Origin of the sequence: Streptomyces yokosukanensis (assembly GCF_001514035.1) — a bacterium.
GTDB lineage: Bacteria > Actinomycetota > Actinomycetes > Streptomycetales > Streptomycetaceae > Streptomyces > Streptomyces yokosukanensis.
On record NZ_KQ948218.1, the window covers coordinates 20,517 to 37,483 of the forward strand.

Sequence of the window (16,967 nt, forward strand, 5' to 3'; positions counted from 1 at the left end):
GTTCTCGCCCGGGTCCGCGCGCGCCCCCCGGTCGGGCGGCGCGTTCTCCACTGTGATCGGACGGCATTTCAGCCGGCTTACAGAGCGCGGGCGCCCTGGGTCTGTGCACGGCTCGCGGACAGCGCGGTGGCCGCGTCGGTGAACAGCGCGACCATCTCGTCCCAGGCCAGGGGACCGCTTCGGACCGGAGGCAGGGACGCGAGCAGCCGGGCCATCCGCTGCTCCAGGCCGGGCCCGGCGAAGCGCAGGTAGCGGTCCGGACGGGTGCCGCCGCGTTCGGCGTGGTGGGCGACCGCGCTGTGCAGCCTCGCCGCGGCGTCGGGAGCTCCGAGCAGAGCCAGGGCGAACACGCCCGCGTGGAGTGCGGCGAGTTCGTCGGAGCCGTTCGGCTGCCGTTCGAACACGTCCACCGCGCGCAGCAGGAGATCGAGGGCCCGCAGCGCGCCCGGCTCGACCCCCGCCGCATCGGCCAGCAGATACCAGGCCAGCTGCAGATCGCTGATGGCTTCCCCCGAGGTGAACCCGCAGCGCGTGGCGATCCCGTGCGCCCGGGTCAGGGTCTCGACGACGGCCGGCATGTCCCCGTCCTGAAAGTGGACCAGGGCGATGCCCCACAGCGTCGACGCACGCAGGAAACCCGGTGGATCCCGGCGGTCGCAGGCCGCCTTGAAGGCCAGTGCCGCACCGCGCAGTCGCTCGCCGGCGTCCAGGTCGGCCAGGGAGTTGCAGCGCCGCATGTGCGCCTCCAGCAGCAGATCGTCGTGCGCCGGATCCTCGTCGTCGAGCAGCGCGAGCGCGGCATCGGCGGCACGAAGCGCGGCGTCGGGCTCACCCATGTGGCCGCAGGCGAGCGCCAACCCGATCAGGGCGGCCGCACGATCGGCGACGGGTGCGTCGGGACACGCGTCGAGGGCCCGTCGCAGCAGTTGCCGCCCCTCGGGCACCTGCCCGGCGTGCGCCGCCCACAGATAGCGCAACGCACCCGTGGTCCGCAGGGCCTGCGCGGGCGCGTGCTCCAGGTCGTGGGCGATGCCCGCGTGGATGTTGGCCAGTTCGCCCGCCAGCGTCCGTACCGCCTCGCTGAACCGCGCTCCGGCGAACAGCGACGTCTGGTCGACGACGAAGGAGCGCACCCAGGCCGCGTGGGCTCGCAGTGTGCCGGCGCGGTCGGCGTCGATGTCGCGGCAGTACCTGCGGACGGTCTCCAGCAGGCGGTAGCGCACAGGCTCGCCGGACACGTCCGCGGTGAGCACGGACCGGTCGACCAGTGCCGCAAGGCCCGCGAACACCGCACCGTCCGCGCCGGCCGGGCGCACCGCCGAGGCCGCCTGCCACGGGAATCCGCCGTCGAACGGCCACAGCCGCAGCAGGAACGCACGCTCCGCGTCCGGAAGTTGCTCCACGCTCCAGGCGATGGCGGCCACCAGCGAGTCATGGGGGGACACCGAGCCGCGGGCGGGTGCGCCGAGGCCGTCGAACCGTTCCCGCACATGCGTCGCGATATCGGCCAGGCCGAACGACCGTGCCCGCGCGGCGGCCAGTTCGATCGCCAGGGGCAGCCCGTCGAGGGCGGCGCAGATGGCGGTGGCCGCGGCCGTGTCCCGTGCGGTGGGTGCCCAGCCCGCCCGCACCGCCCGCACGCGGTCGAACAGAAGGTCCACCGCCGAACCGGCTTCGCCGTCGATCGGCAGCGGCGCCAGCGCGAGCACCCGCTCGCCGTCCAGCCCCGACGCCCAGCGGCTGGTCGTCAGGATCCGCAGCCCGGGACACCGCGCCAGCAGCGGCAGGACGACATCGGCGAGCGCGTCCGTGAGGTGCTCGCAGTTGTCCAGCACCAGCAGCCGGCGCCGGTCGCCGAGCACATGGGCGACGGCGGTGAGCGGATCACCGGACGGCCGCGTCACACCGAGGGCCGAGGCGATCGCGGGGCCGATCGCCTCGGCGCCGCGGATGTCGGCCAGTCGCACCAGCCGGGCGTCGGCGCGGTCGGCGGCATGCTCCACGGCGAGCCGGGTCTTGCCCACCCCCGCGGGCCCGGTGACCGTCACCAGCCGGGACGTGCCGAGCGCCGCGGCCAGCGCCGACAGCTCCCGGGCGCGCCCGATCAGCTGCGTCAAGGGCCGGGGGACCGTGGCCCGCCGCGCCGGGTCCGCCGCTCGCGGTTCGTCCGGCGGCGCCGGTTCCGGCACGATCAGCAGACTCGGATCGTGCACGAGCATGCGCCGCTCCAACGCCCGCAGCGCCGGGCCCGGTTCGGTGCCCAACTCGCCGACCAGCAGCCCCCGTACGCGCCGCAGCTCCGCCAGCGCGTGCCCTTGTCTGCCGCTGCGGTACAGGCCCAGGGCGAGCAGTTCCCATCGCCGTTCGCGGTACGGGGCCTCGATCACCGCCTGGCTCAGCGCCGCGACGGCGCGAGCGGTGTCGCCACGGGCCAGCCGCGCGGCCTGCAGCTCCTCCACCGCGATCTCCCGCAGCTCCACCATCCGTGCCCGCTGGCCGGACACGTGCAGGGACTCACCCAGTTCCGCCCAGGGGCGTCCGCGCCACAGGGCCAACGCCGACTCCAGCGTCCGCACCGCGCCGCGGGGGTCGTCGCCGGTCAGCTGCCCGCTGCCGCGTGCCACCCGCTGCTCGAACAGGCCGTGGTCGGTCGCCTCGGGCGCCAGCGCGAGCCGATAGCCCCGCGGAGCCGACTCCAGGCATCCGCGTCCGCGCGGGCCGAGCGCGCTGCGCAGGCGGTGCACCACGACCCGGATCGCGCTGGTGACCTCGGCGGTCAGCTCGGTGTCCCAGACCGCTTCGGCCAGCGCCGCGAGCGAGACCGGCGCTCCCGCACCGGCCGCGAGCGCCGCCAGCAGCCGGCGTGGAACAGGGCCGCCGAGTTCGGCCCTGACACCGTCGATCTCTACGTCGATCGGGCCGAGAACCCGGCAGAAGATCACCAACTCACCATAGCTGTAAGCCCGTTGAAACCCCACCCGGACACAGTGGGGAACGCCGGATCCGACGCGATTCCCACCCTTCCTCCCAAAGGAGAACGCAGACATGAGCTGGACCCACAGACTCGCCCTGGCGGCCACGGCGTTGACGCTCACCGCGGGCCTCGCGGCGACCGCCGCCCCCGCCCAGGCCTCTACGGCCGCCGCGGCGGCACAGCCCTCCATCGGCTCGCTGTCCTTCAGCGGGACCCATGGCCCCGGGGTCGGCTCGCCGACGATCACTGTCAACGGCTCCGGCTTCGGCGCCACCGCGCCGGCGGGCACCAACAACAACGTGACCAGCTGCGGGACCTACACCGCCAACGGCAACGCCTACGGCAACCAGCTCTACTTCACCGACGACAACAACTTCGAAGCCGGCTACAGCGACGCCGGCGGCGCCAACTGCATCGGCATCACCGTCGTCTCCTGGAGCTCCACGCAGGTCGTCCTGCGCTTCGGCACCGCCTACGGCAGTTTCGCCCACTGGTACCTGAGCAACGGCGACGGCTACGCCCTGTCCGTCGGCAACGGGATCTTCGGCGGCACGGTCAGCGGACTGAGCTGACCCGCGGACAGCGCGGGTTCGCCTTGTGTTCACGCGGGCTGTGGCGGATGGTTGACGAGACGTCATGCCGCCCCGGCCCGCGTGTCCGAACCCGTTTCGGAGGCTCTCGTCAAGGCCGCATCAAGACCTTGTCTCGGGCTGTTCCCGCATGGACAAACGTTAAATCAAACCGACTCTCGGTCGGGCAAAGAGGTCTACCCGCATAGATGATCCCGGTGCTGTCATGCCCACGACCGCCCGGAATCTTTGCCGGGCCCCCCACCGGGAGACCCCCACATGTCCCGAACACCGCGCCCTCTGGTGACCACCCTCGCCACGCTGGCCCTCGCCGCCGCGGGCCTCACCGTCACCACCGGCTCCGCCCACGCCGCCGGCTGCAGCCAGAGCTACCTCCCCCTGCCCGACCCGGCCTGTACGCCCGGGGACCTCAACCCCGACGTCACCCAGAGCACCATCGGCTCCACCATCTGCGTCTCCGGCTGGACCGCGACCGTGCGGCCGCCCAGCTCCTACACCACCGCGCTGAAGAAGAAGCAGATCGTCGAGTACGGCTACTCCGACACCAGCCTCTCGGACTACGAGGAGGACCACTTCGTCCCGCTCGAACTCGGCGGCGCCCCGAGGAGCGAGCAGAACCTGTGGCCCGAGCCGCACTACGGCAACGAGACCTCCGCGGACAAGGACTCCGTCGAGAACAAGCTGAAGAAGGCCGTCTGCGCGGATGAGGTCAGCCTCACCGATGCGCAGAAGGCCATGATGACCGACTGGACGACCGCCCTGTCCAGCCTCGGCCTGAGCTGAGCCCCGACTACCCGCCGGGGCCGGTGCCTCCCCCGGGAGGAACCGGCCCCGGCGCCGGGCCGCCGATCGCCCTGCCCGTCGGATGCGGGGCCGTCCGGATCACGGCACCCCCAGCTCGAACAGGGCGTACCCGGCGTACGACCCGGAGGCGAGCGCTGCGATGCCGAGCACGGTGCACTGCACGGGCAGGCTCAGCCGGCGCATCGCGACCGCGAGCGGCAGGAACAGCGGGAAGCAGGGCAGCAGATAGCGGGAGATGTTGGCGACGATCTGCTGGCTGCCGAGGACCAGGACGAGGGTGAGGACGGTGTACACGATCAGCACCGCCGGCGGGCGCAGCCGTATCAGCAGTGGCAGCAGCGCGCAGGCCAGCAGGATGACGCCGACCGAGATGACGTCCGCGAAGGGGTACGCGAAGAGATAGTCGAACTTGCCCACCGGGACGGACGAGAGGACGTCCAGGGTCTGCTTGCCGTAGTCGAACTCGTGCGCCCAGGCGCCCGACTGCAGCGTGAAGTAGCCGCCCAGGTCGCCCATGCGGTTGCCGACCCACAGGAGGTAGCCGAACAGGCCCAGCGGGGCCAGGGCCGCTGCCAGCAGCGGGCGCAGGACGCCGTCCTCGCTGCGGCGCAGCGACAGCAGGGCGGCGATGCCGAGCCCGGCGATCAGCGCGGCGGCCGTGGGCCGGTTGAGGCCGGCGGCGAAGGCGAGGACGCCGGCGGTGAGCCAGCGGCGGGTCATGACGGCGTGACAGGTCCAGGCGGCCAGGGCGACGTACAGGGAGTCCGAGTAGACCGCCCACTCCACGCCCGAGCCCGGCCACACCGCCCACAGCCCGGCCGCGGCGAACCCGGCCCGCCGCCCGCCGAACCGCTCGGCGACCGCGTAGATGCCGAGGGCGGCGGCGAAGGAGGCGAGGATCGACACCAGCAGGCCCGCGCCGTACGAGCCGAGGCCGGTGACCGCCATGACCATCCGTGTCAGGGCCGGGTACAGCGGGAAGAACGCCGCCGAGTTGCCCTCCAGCGTGATCAGGCCGGTGGCGCCCGGGACGGGGACGAGCCGCGGGTCGTAGCCGTGCAGGGCGATCTGCTGGTACCACCAGCCGTCCCAGGTGGCGAGCACGTCCCAGGCGTGCGCTCCGCCGCCGAACCGGGGGTCCTTGGTGCGGAAGTCCCCGGCGGAGGACAGCAGGTACATGAAGGAGCAGAAACCGGCCAGCTTCAGCGCGCCGAACAGCGCGAGCACGGGGCCGTGCCGGTGGGCGGCGGCCCGCAGCCGGGAGCCCGACGCGGGCTGTGCGGCCGGGGTCCGGAGCCGGGGCATGGTCACGGTCATGGGGCGACCGGCCCGGTACGGCGCCGGCCGCGGGCCAGGGTCCGGCGCATCCGCGCGATCCCGCGCAGGTCGGCCAGCGCGGTCGCGACGATGTCGACGCTGCTGTCGGGGTCGTCCACCCAGTCCACCGGGACCTCGTGGATCCGCAGGCCCGCCCGCTCGGCCAGCACCAGCAGCTCGGTGTCGAAGAACCACTCCCCGTCCCGCACCAGCGGCAGCAGCCGTTCGGCGACATCGCGGCGCACCGCCTTGAACCCGCACTGCGCGTCGGAGAAGCCGACGGCGAGCGTGCAGCGCAGCAGCACGTTGTAGCAGCGGGAGATGACCTCGCGCTTGGCGCCGCGCACCACGCGTGCGCCGGACGCGAGCCGGGTGCCGATGGCCAGGTCGGAATGGCCCGAGATGAGCGGCGCGACCAGCGGCAGCAGCGCCGCGAGCCCGGTGGACAGGTCGACGTCCAGATACCCGACCACGGGCGCCCGCGAGTCCGACCAGGCCGCCCTGAGGGCCCGGCCGCGGCCCTTCTCGGGCAGCCGCAGCGAGACCACCTCGGGCAGTTCGCCGGCGAGCCGGGCGGCGATCTCCGGGGTGGCGTCGGTGCTCGCGTTGTCGGCGATGGTGATCCGGAACGGGTAGGGGAAGGTGTCCCGCAGATGCGTGTGCAGCCGCCGGACGTTCGGCTCCAGGTCCTTCTCCTCGTTGAACACCGGTACGGCCAGGTCCAGGACGGGATCCTCGGCGTGGTTCGGCAGGGGGGTGCGCCGAGGCGCGGGGGCCAGGGCCGACGGTCGGCCGGAGCGGAGTTTCATCATGTTGCTCCCCGTTTGTTCCAGAGATACGGGCATGCCGAAGCACGCGGAAGGGGTGGGAGGGGCGGGTCAGGGGGTCGGGCTGATCTCCGACGAAGGGGTGTCCGACGGTCCGGCCGGTGCGCTCTGTGTCGCGGAGGCCGGGGGAGTGGTGCTGATCTGCGACGTGGTCGTGGCGGGCGGCGCCGGCTGGGTGCTGGTGGCCGAACCCCCGTCCGCCCCGGGCGGGTTGGAGGTGGTCGGCGTCGAGTCCGGGGTCGGGGAGTCCGTCGCGGACGACGGCGGTGGCCCGCTCGGCGAGTTCGTGGTGCTCGGAGAGATGCTCGGGCCGGGCGTCGGACTGGTCGCGGGCCGGGGACGCGGGGCGCTGGGCCGGTCGTCGACATGGCCGTGCGGCCACAGGAACAGCCCGAGGCCGAGCCCGGCCAGCGCCAGCACGGAACCGGCCGCCCGGCGTGCCGCGCGCACCCGGCGCCGGGCGCGCACGCCCGCGTGCAGCCGGTCCCGGCGCCCGGCGTCGAAGGCCGTCTGCTCACGGGTGCCGTGCATGAGCCGCGCCAGCTGCCGCTCGAAGTGATCCACGTCATTCGCGTCATCCACGTCATCCACGTGATCCAAGTGATCCGTGCGATCGATGTGATCCCGCTGATCCATGTGCTCCATGCGTCCCCCCTCACCCCACCGGCTCGATGACGTCGGCCAGCAGCCGGCGCAGCCGGGCCACCCCGCGCGCGGCATGGGACCGGGCGGTGCCCGCCGGGCAGCCCAGAATCTCCGCGACCTGCCGGTCGGGCAGGTCCTGGTAGTAGCGCAGGACGACCGCGGCGCGCTGCTGCGGGCTCAGCTGGGCGAGCGCCGCCTCCAGCCGGGAGCGTTCGGCCACGGTCGCCGACATGTCGCCACTCGCCGCCACCTCGGGCAGCACCTCCACCGGCCGCTCGCCCCACCAGCGCCGACGGGCGGAACGGCCCGCGGCCCGCGCCAGCACCTGGCGCACATACGCCTCCGGTGCCTCGTCGGCGACCTTCGGCCAGACGAACCACAGCTTGACCAAGGACTCCTGCAACAGGTCCTCGGCCCGATGCCGATCCCCTCCGGTGAGCAGACGGGCCAGATGGAACAACACCGACCAGCGGGCCGCCACGAACGCGTCGTACTCACCGGCCCTGGCCTGCTCCATCCTCACGGTTCCTGTCCTCGCCGGCTGCCTACACCAGGAATAAGGCCCTGGAGCCCCTGGGGCGCTGCACCCGAAGGGCGTGATCCGCGTCACGCACGGTTCTCACACAGGCTCAGGCCACCCTCAGCAGCAGCACCGCGCGTGCCGGCACCGTGATCCGCGCCGCCGCCCCGTGGACCGTACCCGGCGGTTCGGCCTGGTCCTCGCGGGAGGTGTCCACGAGCACCTCGTACCGCTCGGCCCACGGCGGACCCGGCAGGACGAAGCCGGTCGGGCCGTCGCCCGCGTGCAGCACCGCGAGAAAACTGTCGTCCGTGACCGGCGCGCCCCGTTCGTCACGGCCCGGGATGTCCCGCCCGGACAGATACATGCCGAGCGTGGCCGCGGGGGCGTACCAGTCGGCCTCGGTCATCTCCGTGCCCCGCGGGGTGAACCAGGCCAGGTCGCGCAGCCCGTCCGCCGCGTGCGCGCGGCCGGAGAAGAAGGCGCGGCGGTGCAGCACCGGGTGCCGGTGGCGCAGTGCGATCAGCCGGCAGGTCAGGTCGAACAGCGGACGCCAGGCCGGGTCGTCCAGCAGCGACCAGTCCACCCAGCCGATCTCGTTGTCCTGGCAGTAGGCGTTGTTGTTGCCGCGCTGGGTGCGGCCGAGTTCGTCGCCTGCCACCAGCATGGGCACGCCGGTGGACAGCAGCAGGGTCGTCAGCAGATTGCGCAGCTGGCGCCGGCGCAGCGCCCGTACCCCCTCGTCCCGCGTCTCGCCCTCCGTGCCGCAGTTCCAGGAACGGTTGTCGTCGGTGCCGTCACGGTTGTCCTCGCCGTTGGCCTCGTTGTGCTTGCGCTCGTACGACACCAGGTCGCGCAGGGTGAAACCGTCGTGCGCGGTGACGAAGTTGACCGAGGCGTACGGGCGCCGCCCGCCCCAGGCGTACAGGTCGCTGGAGCCGGACAGCCGGTAGCCCATCTCGCGGACGTCCGGCAGGGCGTGCCGCCAGAAGTCCCGGACCGCGCCCCGGTAGCGGTCGTTCCACTCCGTCCACAGGGGTGGGAAGGCACCCACCTGGTAGCCGCCGGAGCCGATGTCCCAGGGCTCGGCGATCAGCTTGACGCGCCTGAGGACCGGGTCCTGGGCGATCACGGCCAGGAACGGCGACAGCATGTCGACGTCGTGCATCGAACGGGCCAGCGCCGCCGCGAGGTCGAAGCGGAAGCCGTCCACGCCCATCTCCGTCACCCAGTAGCGCAGCGAGTCGGTGATCAGCCGCAGCACCTGGGGCCGGACCACGTGCAGGGTGTTGCCGCAGCCGGTGTAGTCGGCGTACCGGCGGGCGTCGTCCTGGAGCCGGTAGTAGCCACGGTTGTCGATGCCCTTCAGAGACAGCGTCGGGCCCAACTCGCCCGCCTCCGCCGTGTGGTTGTAGACCACGTCCAGGATGACCTCGATGCCGGCGGCGTGCAGCGCGCGCACCATCCGCTTGAACTCGCCGACCTGCTGCCCCGTCGTACCGGAGGCCGCGTAGGCGGCGTGCGGGGCGAAGTAGCCGACGGAGTTGTAGCCCCAGTAGTTGCGCAGGCCCCGGCGCAGCAGATGGTCCTCGTGCGCGAACTGGTGGACGGGGAGCAGCTCGACGGCCGTCACGCCCAGCGTCACCAGGTGCTCGATCGCCGCCGGATGCGCCAGACCGGCGTACGTGCCGCGCAGCTGCCGCGGGATGCCGGGGTGCCGCTTGGTGAAGCCGCGCACATGCAGTTCGTAGATCACCGAGTCCGCCCAGGGCGTCTTGGGCCGCCGGTCGTCGGACCAGTCGTCGTCGTCGTGCACGACGACACCCTTCGGGACGTACGGTGCCGAGTCCCGGTCGTCGCGCACGGTGTCGGCGACCGACTGCTCGGGCCAGTCCCGGACATGCCCGTACACCTCGGGCGGCAGCCGGCCGTAGTCGTTTCCCTCGCCCGCGTCCACCGCCCGCGCGTAGGGGTCCAGCAGCAGTTTGGCCGGGTTCCAGCGGGCGCCGGTCCAGGGGTCCCAGCGGCCGTCCACCCGGTAGCCGTAGCGCTGCCCCGGCATCACGCCCGGCACGAAGCCGTGCCAGATCTCGTGGGTCAGTTCGCTCAGACCGAGCTGTGTCTCGCGGCCCCGCTCGTCGAACAGGCACACCCGGACCGCCTCCGCCCCGGCCGCCCACAGCGCGAAGTTGGTGCCCGCGACCCCGTCCGGGCCGACCCGGAACCGGGCCCCCAGCGGGGTCGGCGCACCCGGCCACACCACCGGGGCCGGCACCGCGGCGCGCCGGGCGCCGTTCACCACGGCCGGCTGCTGCCCGGTCCCGGCGGCCGGCTCCCCGGCCGGTGCCCGCTGCTCGGCTGCGCTCGTCACCTTCGGCCCCTCTTTCAGTGGCTCGCCCCCGGGGCGGCGCAGTCGGCCGTGCCGAAGGGCCGGGTGTGCCCCGCGGCACCCCGGCCACCCGGTACGGCTGCGCCCCGGCAGGAGGGGGTGCCTTCTCGATCGTGTCGGCGTCGGCCGTTTCGTCCCTCACGGCCGGCTGATCCGGCCGACGGATCCAGAAGGCGCCCCCTCCGGCGCGGGCGCGGCGGCTCCCCAGCGTGTCGTCCTTCCCTCTGTTCTGCCCAGTGCGTGCGTCGCACTCACGTTTCCCCGGAGCGGGCCCGGTCGTTGAGCCCCGCGTGAGGCACGTAGAAGGACGCGCACGGCGCACGGGAGCCGTGCTGGCCGCCGCGATGGCATGGGCGGCCCTGCTCGCGGGGTGCTCCGGCCCGCTCGCCCCGGGCGGGGAGCCCGGCGCACCCCCGGCACCCGAGGACGTCATCCGCGTCACCCCCGCCGACGGCGGCAGGGCCGTCCGTCCCGGCCGGCCGCTGCGGATCCGGGTGCCCGGCGGCCGTCTGGAGAAGGTGACCGTCGTGAAGTCGCAGGACGCGCAGGACTCCGCGGTCCCCGGGCGGATCAGCGCCGACGGCCTGACCTGGCGTCCGGACGAGGACCGGCTGGCGCTCGCCGCCAGGTACACCGTCGACGTCGTGGCAGTGGATCCGGACGGCCGCCGTTCGGCCCGGCACACCACGTTCACGACGCTCGTCCCCGACCAGCGGTTCATCGGCTACGTCACCCCCGAGAACCGTGCCGTCGTCGGCACCGGCATGATCGTCTCGCTCGCCTTCAACCGGCACATCACCGACCGCGCCGCCGTCGCACGTGCCGTCCGGGTCAGCGCACGGCCGCCCGTCGAGATCCGCCCGCACTGGTTCGGCAACGACCGTCTGGACTTCCGCCCCGAGCAGTACTGGAAACCCGGCACCGAGGTCACCGTCGACCTGAACCTGCGCGACGTCCAGGGAGCGCCCGGCGTCTACGGGCTGCAGGACAAGACCTTCGCCTTCACCGTAGGCCGCAGCCAGGTCTCGCTGGTGGACGCGGCCCGGCACACCATGGAGGTACGCCGGGACGGCCGGCTGCTCGCCACCGTGCCCGTCACCGCGGGCGCTCCGAGGAACCCCACGTACAACGGCAGGATGGTGGTGATGGACATGCTGGACGTCACCCGCATGAACAGCCGCACGGTCGGCTTCGGCGGCGAGTACGACATCCCCGACGTCCCGCACGCCATGAAGCTCACCGACTCCGGCACCTTCCTGCACGGCAACTACTGGTCGCCGACCGCCCCCGGGCACGTCAACGTCAGCCACGGCTGCGTGGGCCTCAGGGACGTCAAGGGGGGCGGCTCGGACACCCCCGCGGGCTGGTTCTTCGACCGCAGCCTCATCGGTGACGTCATCGAGGTGGTCAACAGCGCGGAGCGGACGGTCGCCCCCGACAACGGCCTGGGCGGCTGGAACATGCCCTGGCCGCAGTGGACGGCGGATCCGTCCGCCAAGTGACCGCCGGGGGGCGGGACTCCCTTCCCCGCCGGTACCGCGACGACGAAGCCGCTCCGGGCCATGTCCCCGCGCTCCGGCACGCTTTCGGCCCGGGGCGGGTAGACGTTCCTGGGGCGGGGTCCGCAGTCGGCGCGCCGGACGGAAGTTGCGACGCAACGGTGACATACGCCTGACACCCCGCTGAGAACCAGACGGTTAATATGCGCGCACCAATGTGGTGGGGAGCGGGCCTGACCAGGTCCGGCGAGGGGAGAACGAGTTGAACGTGCGGCCTATATCGGGGGCGTCGACGGCGGGGCGGCGAGGTCGTGGGGGACTGGCGGTCATGGCCGGCGCCCTGGTGCTGTCCCTCACCGCGTGCGGCGGGGGAGGCGGCAAGGGGGCGGACGACGGCAAGGGCAAGGGCGGCACCCAGCAGGCCGAGCGGCAGTCCACCGCCGCGGTCACCATCACGCCCAAGTCCGGCGCCACCGGCGTCGACACCAGCGGCGCGCTGAAGGTGGACGTCGCCAAGGGCAAGCTGACCGAGGTCACCGTCAAGGACGCCAAGGGCGAGAAGATCGACGGCACCATCACCGGCTCCGGCGCGTCGTGGACGCCGTCGAGCCACCTGGCCGCGGCCACCAAGTACACGGTGCACGCGGTCGCCAAGGACTCCGACGGCCGTGCGGCCGCCGAGGACTCCACGTTCACGACGCTGACCCCGAAGAACACCTTCCTCGGCGACTTCACCCCCGAGGACGGCTCCACCGTCGGCGTCGGCATGCCGTTCTCCGTCAACTTCACCCGGGGCATCACCGACCCGAAGGCCGTCGAGAAGGCCATCAAGATCACGACCCAGCCCGCCGTCGACGTCGAGGGCCACTGGTTCGGCAACGACCGCCTGGACTTCCGCCCCGAGAAGTACTGGAAGGAAGGCACCAAGGTCACCGTCGACCTCGACCTCGACGGGGTCGAGGGCCGCGCCGGCGTCTACGGCGAGCAGCACAAGACCGTGAAGTTCACCATCGGCCGCAACCAGGTCTCCGTCGTGGACGCCGCGAAGCACACGATGAAGGTCACCCAGGACGGCAAGGTCGTCAAGACCATCCCGGTCACCACCGGCAAGCCCGGCTACGCGACCTGGAACGGCCAGATGGTCATCAGCGAGCGGCTCGCCGTCACCCGTATGAACGGCGAGACCGTCGGCTACGGTGGCGAGTACGACATCAAGGACGTCCCGCACGCCATGCGCCTGACCACCTCCGGCACCTTCCTGCACGGCAACTACTGGGGCGGCGACGCGTTCGGCAACTACAACGCCAGCCACGGCTGTGTCGGCCTGAGCGACGTGCGCGGCGGCTACGACAAGTCCACCCCGGCCGCCTGGATGTTCAACCACTCGATCATCGGCGACGTGGTGATCGTGAAGAACTCCCACGACCACACGGTGGCCCCGGACAACGGGCTCAACGGCTGGAACATGTCCTGGGCGGACTGGACGAAGTGACCCACGCGTGACGTACGGACCCGGTGCTGTGAGGTACGGCACCGGGTCCGTCGCCGTTGGTCCCCGTGCTGTGCCCGCCTGGGGGCAACCCCCAGACCCCCGGCCGAGTGTGATCGACCGCACCCGCCCCGTCGCCGTTAGTCCCCGTTAACCTGCCTGCATGACCGTCAATCTCGAAGTCGCCGAAGGTGTCGGAACCCTGCGTCTGGACCGGCCGCCGATGAACGCGCTGGACGTCGCCACCCAGGACCGGCTGAAGGAACTGGCCGAGGAGGCCACGCGCCGCGACGACGTGCGCGCCGTGGTGATCTACGGCGGTGAGCGGGTGTTCGCGGCGGGCGCGGACATCAAGGAAATGCAGAACATGGACCACCCCGCGATGATCCAGCGCGCCCGCGCCCTGCAGGACTCCTTCACGGCCGTGACCCGTATCCCCAAGCCCGTCGTCGCCGCCATCACCGGCTACGCCCTCGGCGGCGGCTGCGAGCTGGCCCTGTGCGCCGACTACCGCATCGCTGCCGACAACGCCAAGCTCGGCCAGCCCGAGATCCTGCTCGGACTGATCCCGGGCGCCGGCGGCACCCAGCGGCTGCCCCGGCTGATCGGCCCCTCCAAGGCCAAGGACCTCATCTTCACGGGCCGTCAGGTGAAGGCCGACGAGGCCCTCGCGATCGGCCTGGTGGACCGGGTCGTCCCGGCCGCCGAGGTCTACGAGCAGGCGCACGCCTGGGCCGCGAGGCTCGCGCAGGGCCCGGCGATCGCCCTGCGCGCGGCGAAGGAGTCGATCGACACCGGCCTGGAGACCGACATCGACACCGGTCTCGCCGTCGAACGCGGTTGGTTCGCGGGCCTGTTCGCCACCGAGGACCGCGAGCGCGGCATGCGCAGCTTCGTCGAGGAGGGTCCGGGCAAGGCCAAGTTCCTCTGACGTCAGCGGGGTGAACTTCCCCGTAACTCCTGTGGGATCCCTTGCAATTGACGCATCGTCTCCTCCGGGTCCCTCGATGGAGCGGTTTATGGGAGCCTTAAGGCAACCTTAAGCCTGTGCTGTCGAGGGAGCCTGACGATTGCCCGGAAGTGAGCCGTCCGCGCAGGTCAACCGGGCCCTGCCGGCCAGTGACATGACGTCGGCATATGCCGGTCGCGCGGCGTGGAACAGGGGCGTACAGGGGGCGTATTCCTCCGGAACGGCCCCCAAGAGGGCTCCGGGCCGCCATCATGGGGGCATGGCGGGGCTGGAGGGCATCGAACAGCCGCGGGGACACAGCCGTGCGGCCGCGGCGCGCTGGTCGCCCGCGGTCGAGGACGAACAGGCGCTCAGGGCGCTCGAACTGTTCGGCAACCCGACGGAGGCAGAGGTACCGCTGCCCTCCCGCCCGGAATCCGCGGCCACCGCGCGCCGCCTCGCCCAGGTCGTCGTTCTGCGGACCTGGCGGCTGACCCCCAAGCTGACCGAGGACGCGGTCTTACTCGTGTCCGAACTCGTCGGCAACGCCGTACGGCACACCGGCGCCCGGGTCTTCGGCCTGCGGATGCGCCGCCGCCCCGGCTGGATCCGGGTGGAGGTCCGCGATCCCTCGCGCGGCCTGCCCTGTCTGATGCCGGTTCAGGAGATGGACGTCAGCGGCCGCGGCCTGTTCCTCGTGGACAAACTCTCCGACCGCTGGGGCGTGGATCTGCTGCCGCGCGGCAAGACGACATGGTTCGAGATGAGAGTCGCCGACCGCTAGGTCCTGTCGTTGCGGTGAGGGCGGGAGTCCGGTGGTCGCCCCCTGGTCAGGTCGTTGCTCCGGGCGCGACCCGAAATCGCCCCCCATTCGGGGTAATCGGCGGTTTTCTTACCTATCGCCCCTTAAATGGTGCGCGTGACCACCACCAACCGACGCGGGGTGCTGCGCGCGGGCGCCGGGCTCGCCGTCGGCGGCGCGCTCGCCGCCGGTTGCGGCGCAGGCCAGGCCGCCCCGCCCGCCGCCTCCCCGTCCGCCCCTGCCTCCGGCCACCGCACGGCCGGTGCCCCCACGGCCGGCGTCCGGGCGGCCCCCGCCCCGCGCCCCTACCCCGCACAGCCCGCCCAGATCACCCACGGTCCGCGCACCCGCCCCCAGGTCGCCCTCACCTTCCACGGCCAGGGGGACCCCGGCATCGCCCACTCGCTGCTCGAGGCGGCGGAGAAGCGGGGCGCCCACCTCACCGTGCTCGCCGTCGGCACCTGGCTCGACGAACACCCCGACGTCGCCCGGCGGATCCTCGACGGCGGCCACGACCTCGGCAACCACACCCAGCGGCACATCTCCATCAACACCATGGCCGAGGCGGACGCCCGCAAGGAGATCACCGACTGCGCGGACCGGCTCAAGCGGCTCACCGGCTCCATCGGCACCTGGTTCCGCCCCTCGCGCTCGCCGACCGCCTCCCCGCTGGTCACGCGGCTCGCCCGCACCGCCGGCTACCCCCACGTGCTGTCGTACGACGTCGACTCGCTCGACTACACCCGCCCCGGCGCCGCCGCCGTCACCCGCAAGGTTCTCGCCGAGGTGCGCGGCGGGTCGGTGGTGAGCCTGCACTTCGGATACCCGGACACGGTCGCCGCCCTGCCCGACCTCCTCCACGAACTCGACCGGCGCGGACTGCGCGCGGTCACCACCACGGAGCTGCTGAGCTGATGCGAACCACGAAAGCCGCCCGCCTGCTGGCCGCGGGCGCCGCCCTCACCGCCCTGACTCTGCTGTCCGCGTGCAGTTCCGGCTCCCGGCACGACAACGAGGCCATCGGCAGCAAGCCCCCCGCACGGCCGCGGGTCGAAGCCCAGGGGGTGAACGTGCTGCCCGGGATGCCGCCGGTGGAGAACCGCGAGGACCTCTACTCCGCCGACCGCCCGAACCGGCTCTCGCCGGTCGTGCGGAACTTCCCCTCCCGGGTGTACGTCCCCAACACCAACTCCAACACCGTCACCGTCCTCGACCCCGCGACCTACAAGATCATCGACACGATCCCGGTCGGCCGCCAGCCCCAGCACGTCGTACCCTCCTGGGACCTGAAGACCCTCTGGGTCAACAACGACCTCGGCAACAGCCTCACCCCCATCGACCCGAGAACCGGCAAGGCCGGCAAGCCGGTCGACGTGCACGACCCGTACAACCTGTACTTCACGCCCGACGGCAAGTACGCCGTCGTCATGGCGTCGATGGACCGCCAGCTGGTCTTCCGCGACGCGCACACGATGAAGGTCGCCAAGGCCGTCCCGGTCCGCTGCTACGGCGTCAACCACGCCGACTTCTCCCCGGACGGCCGCTACTTCATCGTCTCCTGCGAGTTCAGCGGCGAACTGCTCAAGGTCGACACCGCGCGCATGAAGGTCGTCGCCCAGCAGAAGCTGCCGTACCGCGGGGCGATGCCGCAGGACGTCAAGATCTCCCCGGACGGCAAGCTGTTCTACATCGCCGACATGGTGGCCAACGGCCTGTGGATCCTCGACGGCGACACCTTCGCAAAGCCCCGTTTCCTCTACACCGGCAAGGGCTGCCACGGCCTCTACATCAGCCGCGACTCCCGCGAGATGTACATCTCCAACCGGGGCGAGGGCTCGATCTCCGTCTTCGACTTCGCCCGGAACCGGCTCGCCGAGAAGTGGCACCTGCCCGGCGGCGGCAGCCCCGACATGGGCGGCGTCTCCGCCGACGGCAAGGTCCTGTGGCTGTCCGGCCGCTACAACTCCGAGGTGTACGCCATCGACACGCACACGGGCAGGCAGCTGGCCCGCATCAAGGTCGGCAGCGGCCCGCACGGCCTCGCGGTCTATCCCCAGCCGGGCCGCTACTCGCTGGGTCACACGGGCATCTTCCGTTGAACCACGGTCAGTTGGACACGCCGCCGTTCGGGTGATGATCCGCGTGCCGCCGCCGGTGAGTGG

Annotated in this window: 13 protein-coding genes and 1 pseudogene; 8 read left to right on the plus strand and 6 right to left on the minus strand. The window is 72.3% G+C overall.

What is annotated here, in order from left to right; genetic code table 11:
- Positions 1-77 precede the first annotated feature (77 nt).
- Positions 78-2,942: an AfsR/SARP family transcriptional regulator gene (locus tag AQI95_RS29280; protein ID WP_067130398.1), complete on the minus strand. Its 2,865-nt coding sequence runs from the start codon at positions 2,940-2,942 to the stop codon at positions 78-80.
- A 103-nt stretch (positions 2,943-3,045) separates the two neighbouring features.
- Between AQI95_RS29280 and AQI95_RS29285 the strand changes: the two genes are divergently transcribed.
- A complete protein-coding gene (locus tag AQI95_RS29285) occupies positions 3,046-3,546 on the plus strand; it encodes a hypothetical protein (RefSeq protein ID WP_067130401.1) in 501 nt (166 codons plus the stop codon).
- A gap of 276 nt (positions 3,547-3,822) precedes the next feature.
- Positions 3,823-4,347 carry a hypothetical protein gene (locus AQI95_RS29290; RefSeq protein ID WP_067130404.1) on the plus strand — a complete coding sequence of 175 codons (525 nt, stop codon included), beginning with the start codon at positions 3,823-3,825 and terminating at the stop codon, positions 4,345-4,347.
- 99 nt (positions 4,348-4,446) lie between these two features.
- On the opposite strand, the gene AQI95_RS29295 is transcribed toward AQI95_RS29290, so the two are convergent.
- The 5 genes and pseudogenes from AQI95_RS29295 to glgX form a co-directional block, all read right to left on the minus strand.
- A complete protein-coding gene (locus AQI95_RS29295) occupies positions 4,447-5,685 on the minus strand; it encodes a glycosyltransferase family protein (protein WP_067130407.1) in 1,239 nt (412 codons plus the stop codon).
- A 26-nt stretch (positions 5,686-5,711) separates the two neighbouring features.
- Positions 5,712-6,497, minus strand: a pseudogene (locus AQI95_RS29300) (dolichyl-phosphate beta-glucosyltransferase); the annotation flags it as partial.
- A 66-nt stretch (positions 6,498-6,563) separates the two neighbouring features.
- On the minus strand, positions 6,564-7,094 hold the full coding sequence (locus AQI95_RS29305; RefSeq protein ID WP_244188900.1) for a hypothetical protein: 531 nt from the start codon (positions 7,092-7,094) through the stop codon (positions 6,564-6,566).
- Positions 7,095-7,167: 73 nt separating this feature from the next.
- Positions 7,168-7,674, minus strand: coding sequence for a SigE family RNA polymerase sigma factor (locus tag AQI95_RS29310; protein WP_067130412.1), 507 nt, complete (start codon positions 7,672-7,674; stop codon positions 7,168-7,170).
- Positions 7,675-7,786: 112 nt separating this feature from the next.
- Positions 7,787-10,048: a glycogen debranching protein GlgX gene (gene glgX / locus AQI95_RS29315; protein WP_208614289.1), complete on the minus strand. Its 2,262-nt coding sequence runs from the start codon at positions 10,046-10,048 to the stop codon at positions 7,787-7,789.
- 308 nt (positions 10,049-10,356) lie between these two features.
- Between glgX and AQI95_RS29320 the strand changes: the two genes are divergently transcribed.
- The 6 genes from AQI95_RS29320 to AQI95_RS29345 all read left to right on the plus strand — a co-directional run bounded on the left by AQI95_RS29320 (position 10,357) and on the right by AQI95_RS29345 (position 16,904).
- On the plus strand, positions 10,357-11,568 hold the full coding sequence (locus tag AQI95_RS29320) for a L,D-transpeptidase (protein ID WP_244188887.1): 1,212 nt from the start codon (positions 10,357-10,359) through the stop codon (positions 11,566-11,568).
- A 259-nt stretch (positions 11,569-11,827) separates the two neighbouring features.
- Positions 11,828-13,057, plus strand: coding sequence for a L,D-transpeptidase (locus AQI95_RS29325; RefSeq protein WP_425264928.1), 1,230 nt, complete (start codon positions 11,828-11,830; stop codon positions 13,055-13,057).
- A 160-nt stretch (positions 13,058-13,217) separates the two neighbouring features.
- A complete protein-coding gene (locus AQI95_RS29330; protein WP_067130415.1) occupies positions 13,218-13,985 on the plus strand; it encodes an enoyl-CoA hydratase/isomerase family protein in 768 nt (255 codons plus the stop codon).
- A 298-nt stretch (positions 13,986-14,283) separates the two neighbouring features.
- Positions 14,284-14,787 carry an ATP-binding protein gene (locus AQI95_RS29335; RefSeq protein WP_067130417.1) on the plus strand — a complete coding sequence of 168 codons (504 nt, stop codon included), beginning with the start codon at positions 14,284-14,286 and terminating at the stop codon, positions 14,785-14,787.
- A 126-nt stretch (positions 14,788-14,913) separates the two neighbouring features.
- Positions 14,914-15,720 (plus strand): polysaccharide deacetylase family protein, encoded by an 807-nt coding sequence (locus AQI95_RS29340; protein ID WP_067130420.1) that lies wholly within the window; start codon positions 14,914-14,916, stop codon positions 15,718-15,720.
- A complete protein-coding gene (locus AQI95_RS29345; protein ID WP_067130423.1) occupies positions 15,720-16,904 on the plus strand; it encodes a YncE family protein in 1,185 nt (394 codons plus the stop codon). The genes AQI95_RS29340 and AQI95_RS29345 overlap by 1 nt, the downstream gene beginning before the upstream one ends.
- Positions 16,905-16,967: the final 63 nt, after the last annotated feature.

Coding starts and splice junctions, on each gene's coding strand:
- AQI95_RS29285 (WP_067130401.1), top strand. CDS start 3,046: ATGAGCTGGACCCACAGACTCGCCCTGGCGGCCACGGCGTTGACGCTC.
- AQI95_RS29290 (WP_067130404.1), top strand. CDS start 3,823: ATGTCCCGAACACCGCGCCCTCTGGTGACCACCCTCGCCACGCTGGCC.
- AQI95_RS29295 (WP_067130407.1), bottom strand. CDS start 5,685: ATGACCGTGACCATGCCCCGGCTCCGGACCCCGGCCGCACAGCCCGCG.
- AQI95_RS29310 (WP_067130412.1), bottom strand. CDS start 7,674: ATGGAGCAGGCCAGGGCCGGTGAGTACGACGCGTTCGTGGCGGCCCGC.
- AQI95_RS29330 (WP_067130415.1), top strand. CDS start 13,218: ATGACCGTCAATCTCGAAGTCGCCGAAGGTGTCGGAACCCTGCGTCTG.
- AQI95_RS29335 (WP_067130417.1), top strand. CDS start 14,284: ATGGCGGGGCTGGAGGGCATCGAACAGCCGCGGGGACACAGCCGTGCG.
- AQI95_RS29340 (WP_067130420.1), top strand. CDS start 14,914: ATGGTGCGCGTGACCACCACCAACCGACGCGGGGTGCTGCGCGCGGGC.
- AQI95_RS29345 (WP_067130423.1), top strand. CDS start 15,720: ATGCGAACCACGAAAGCCGCCCGCCTGCTGGCCGCGGGCGCCGCCCTC.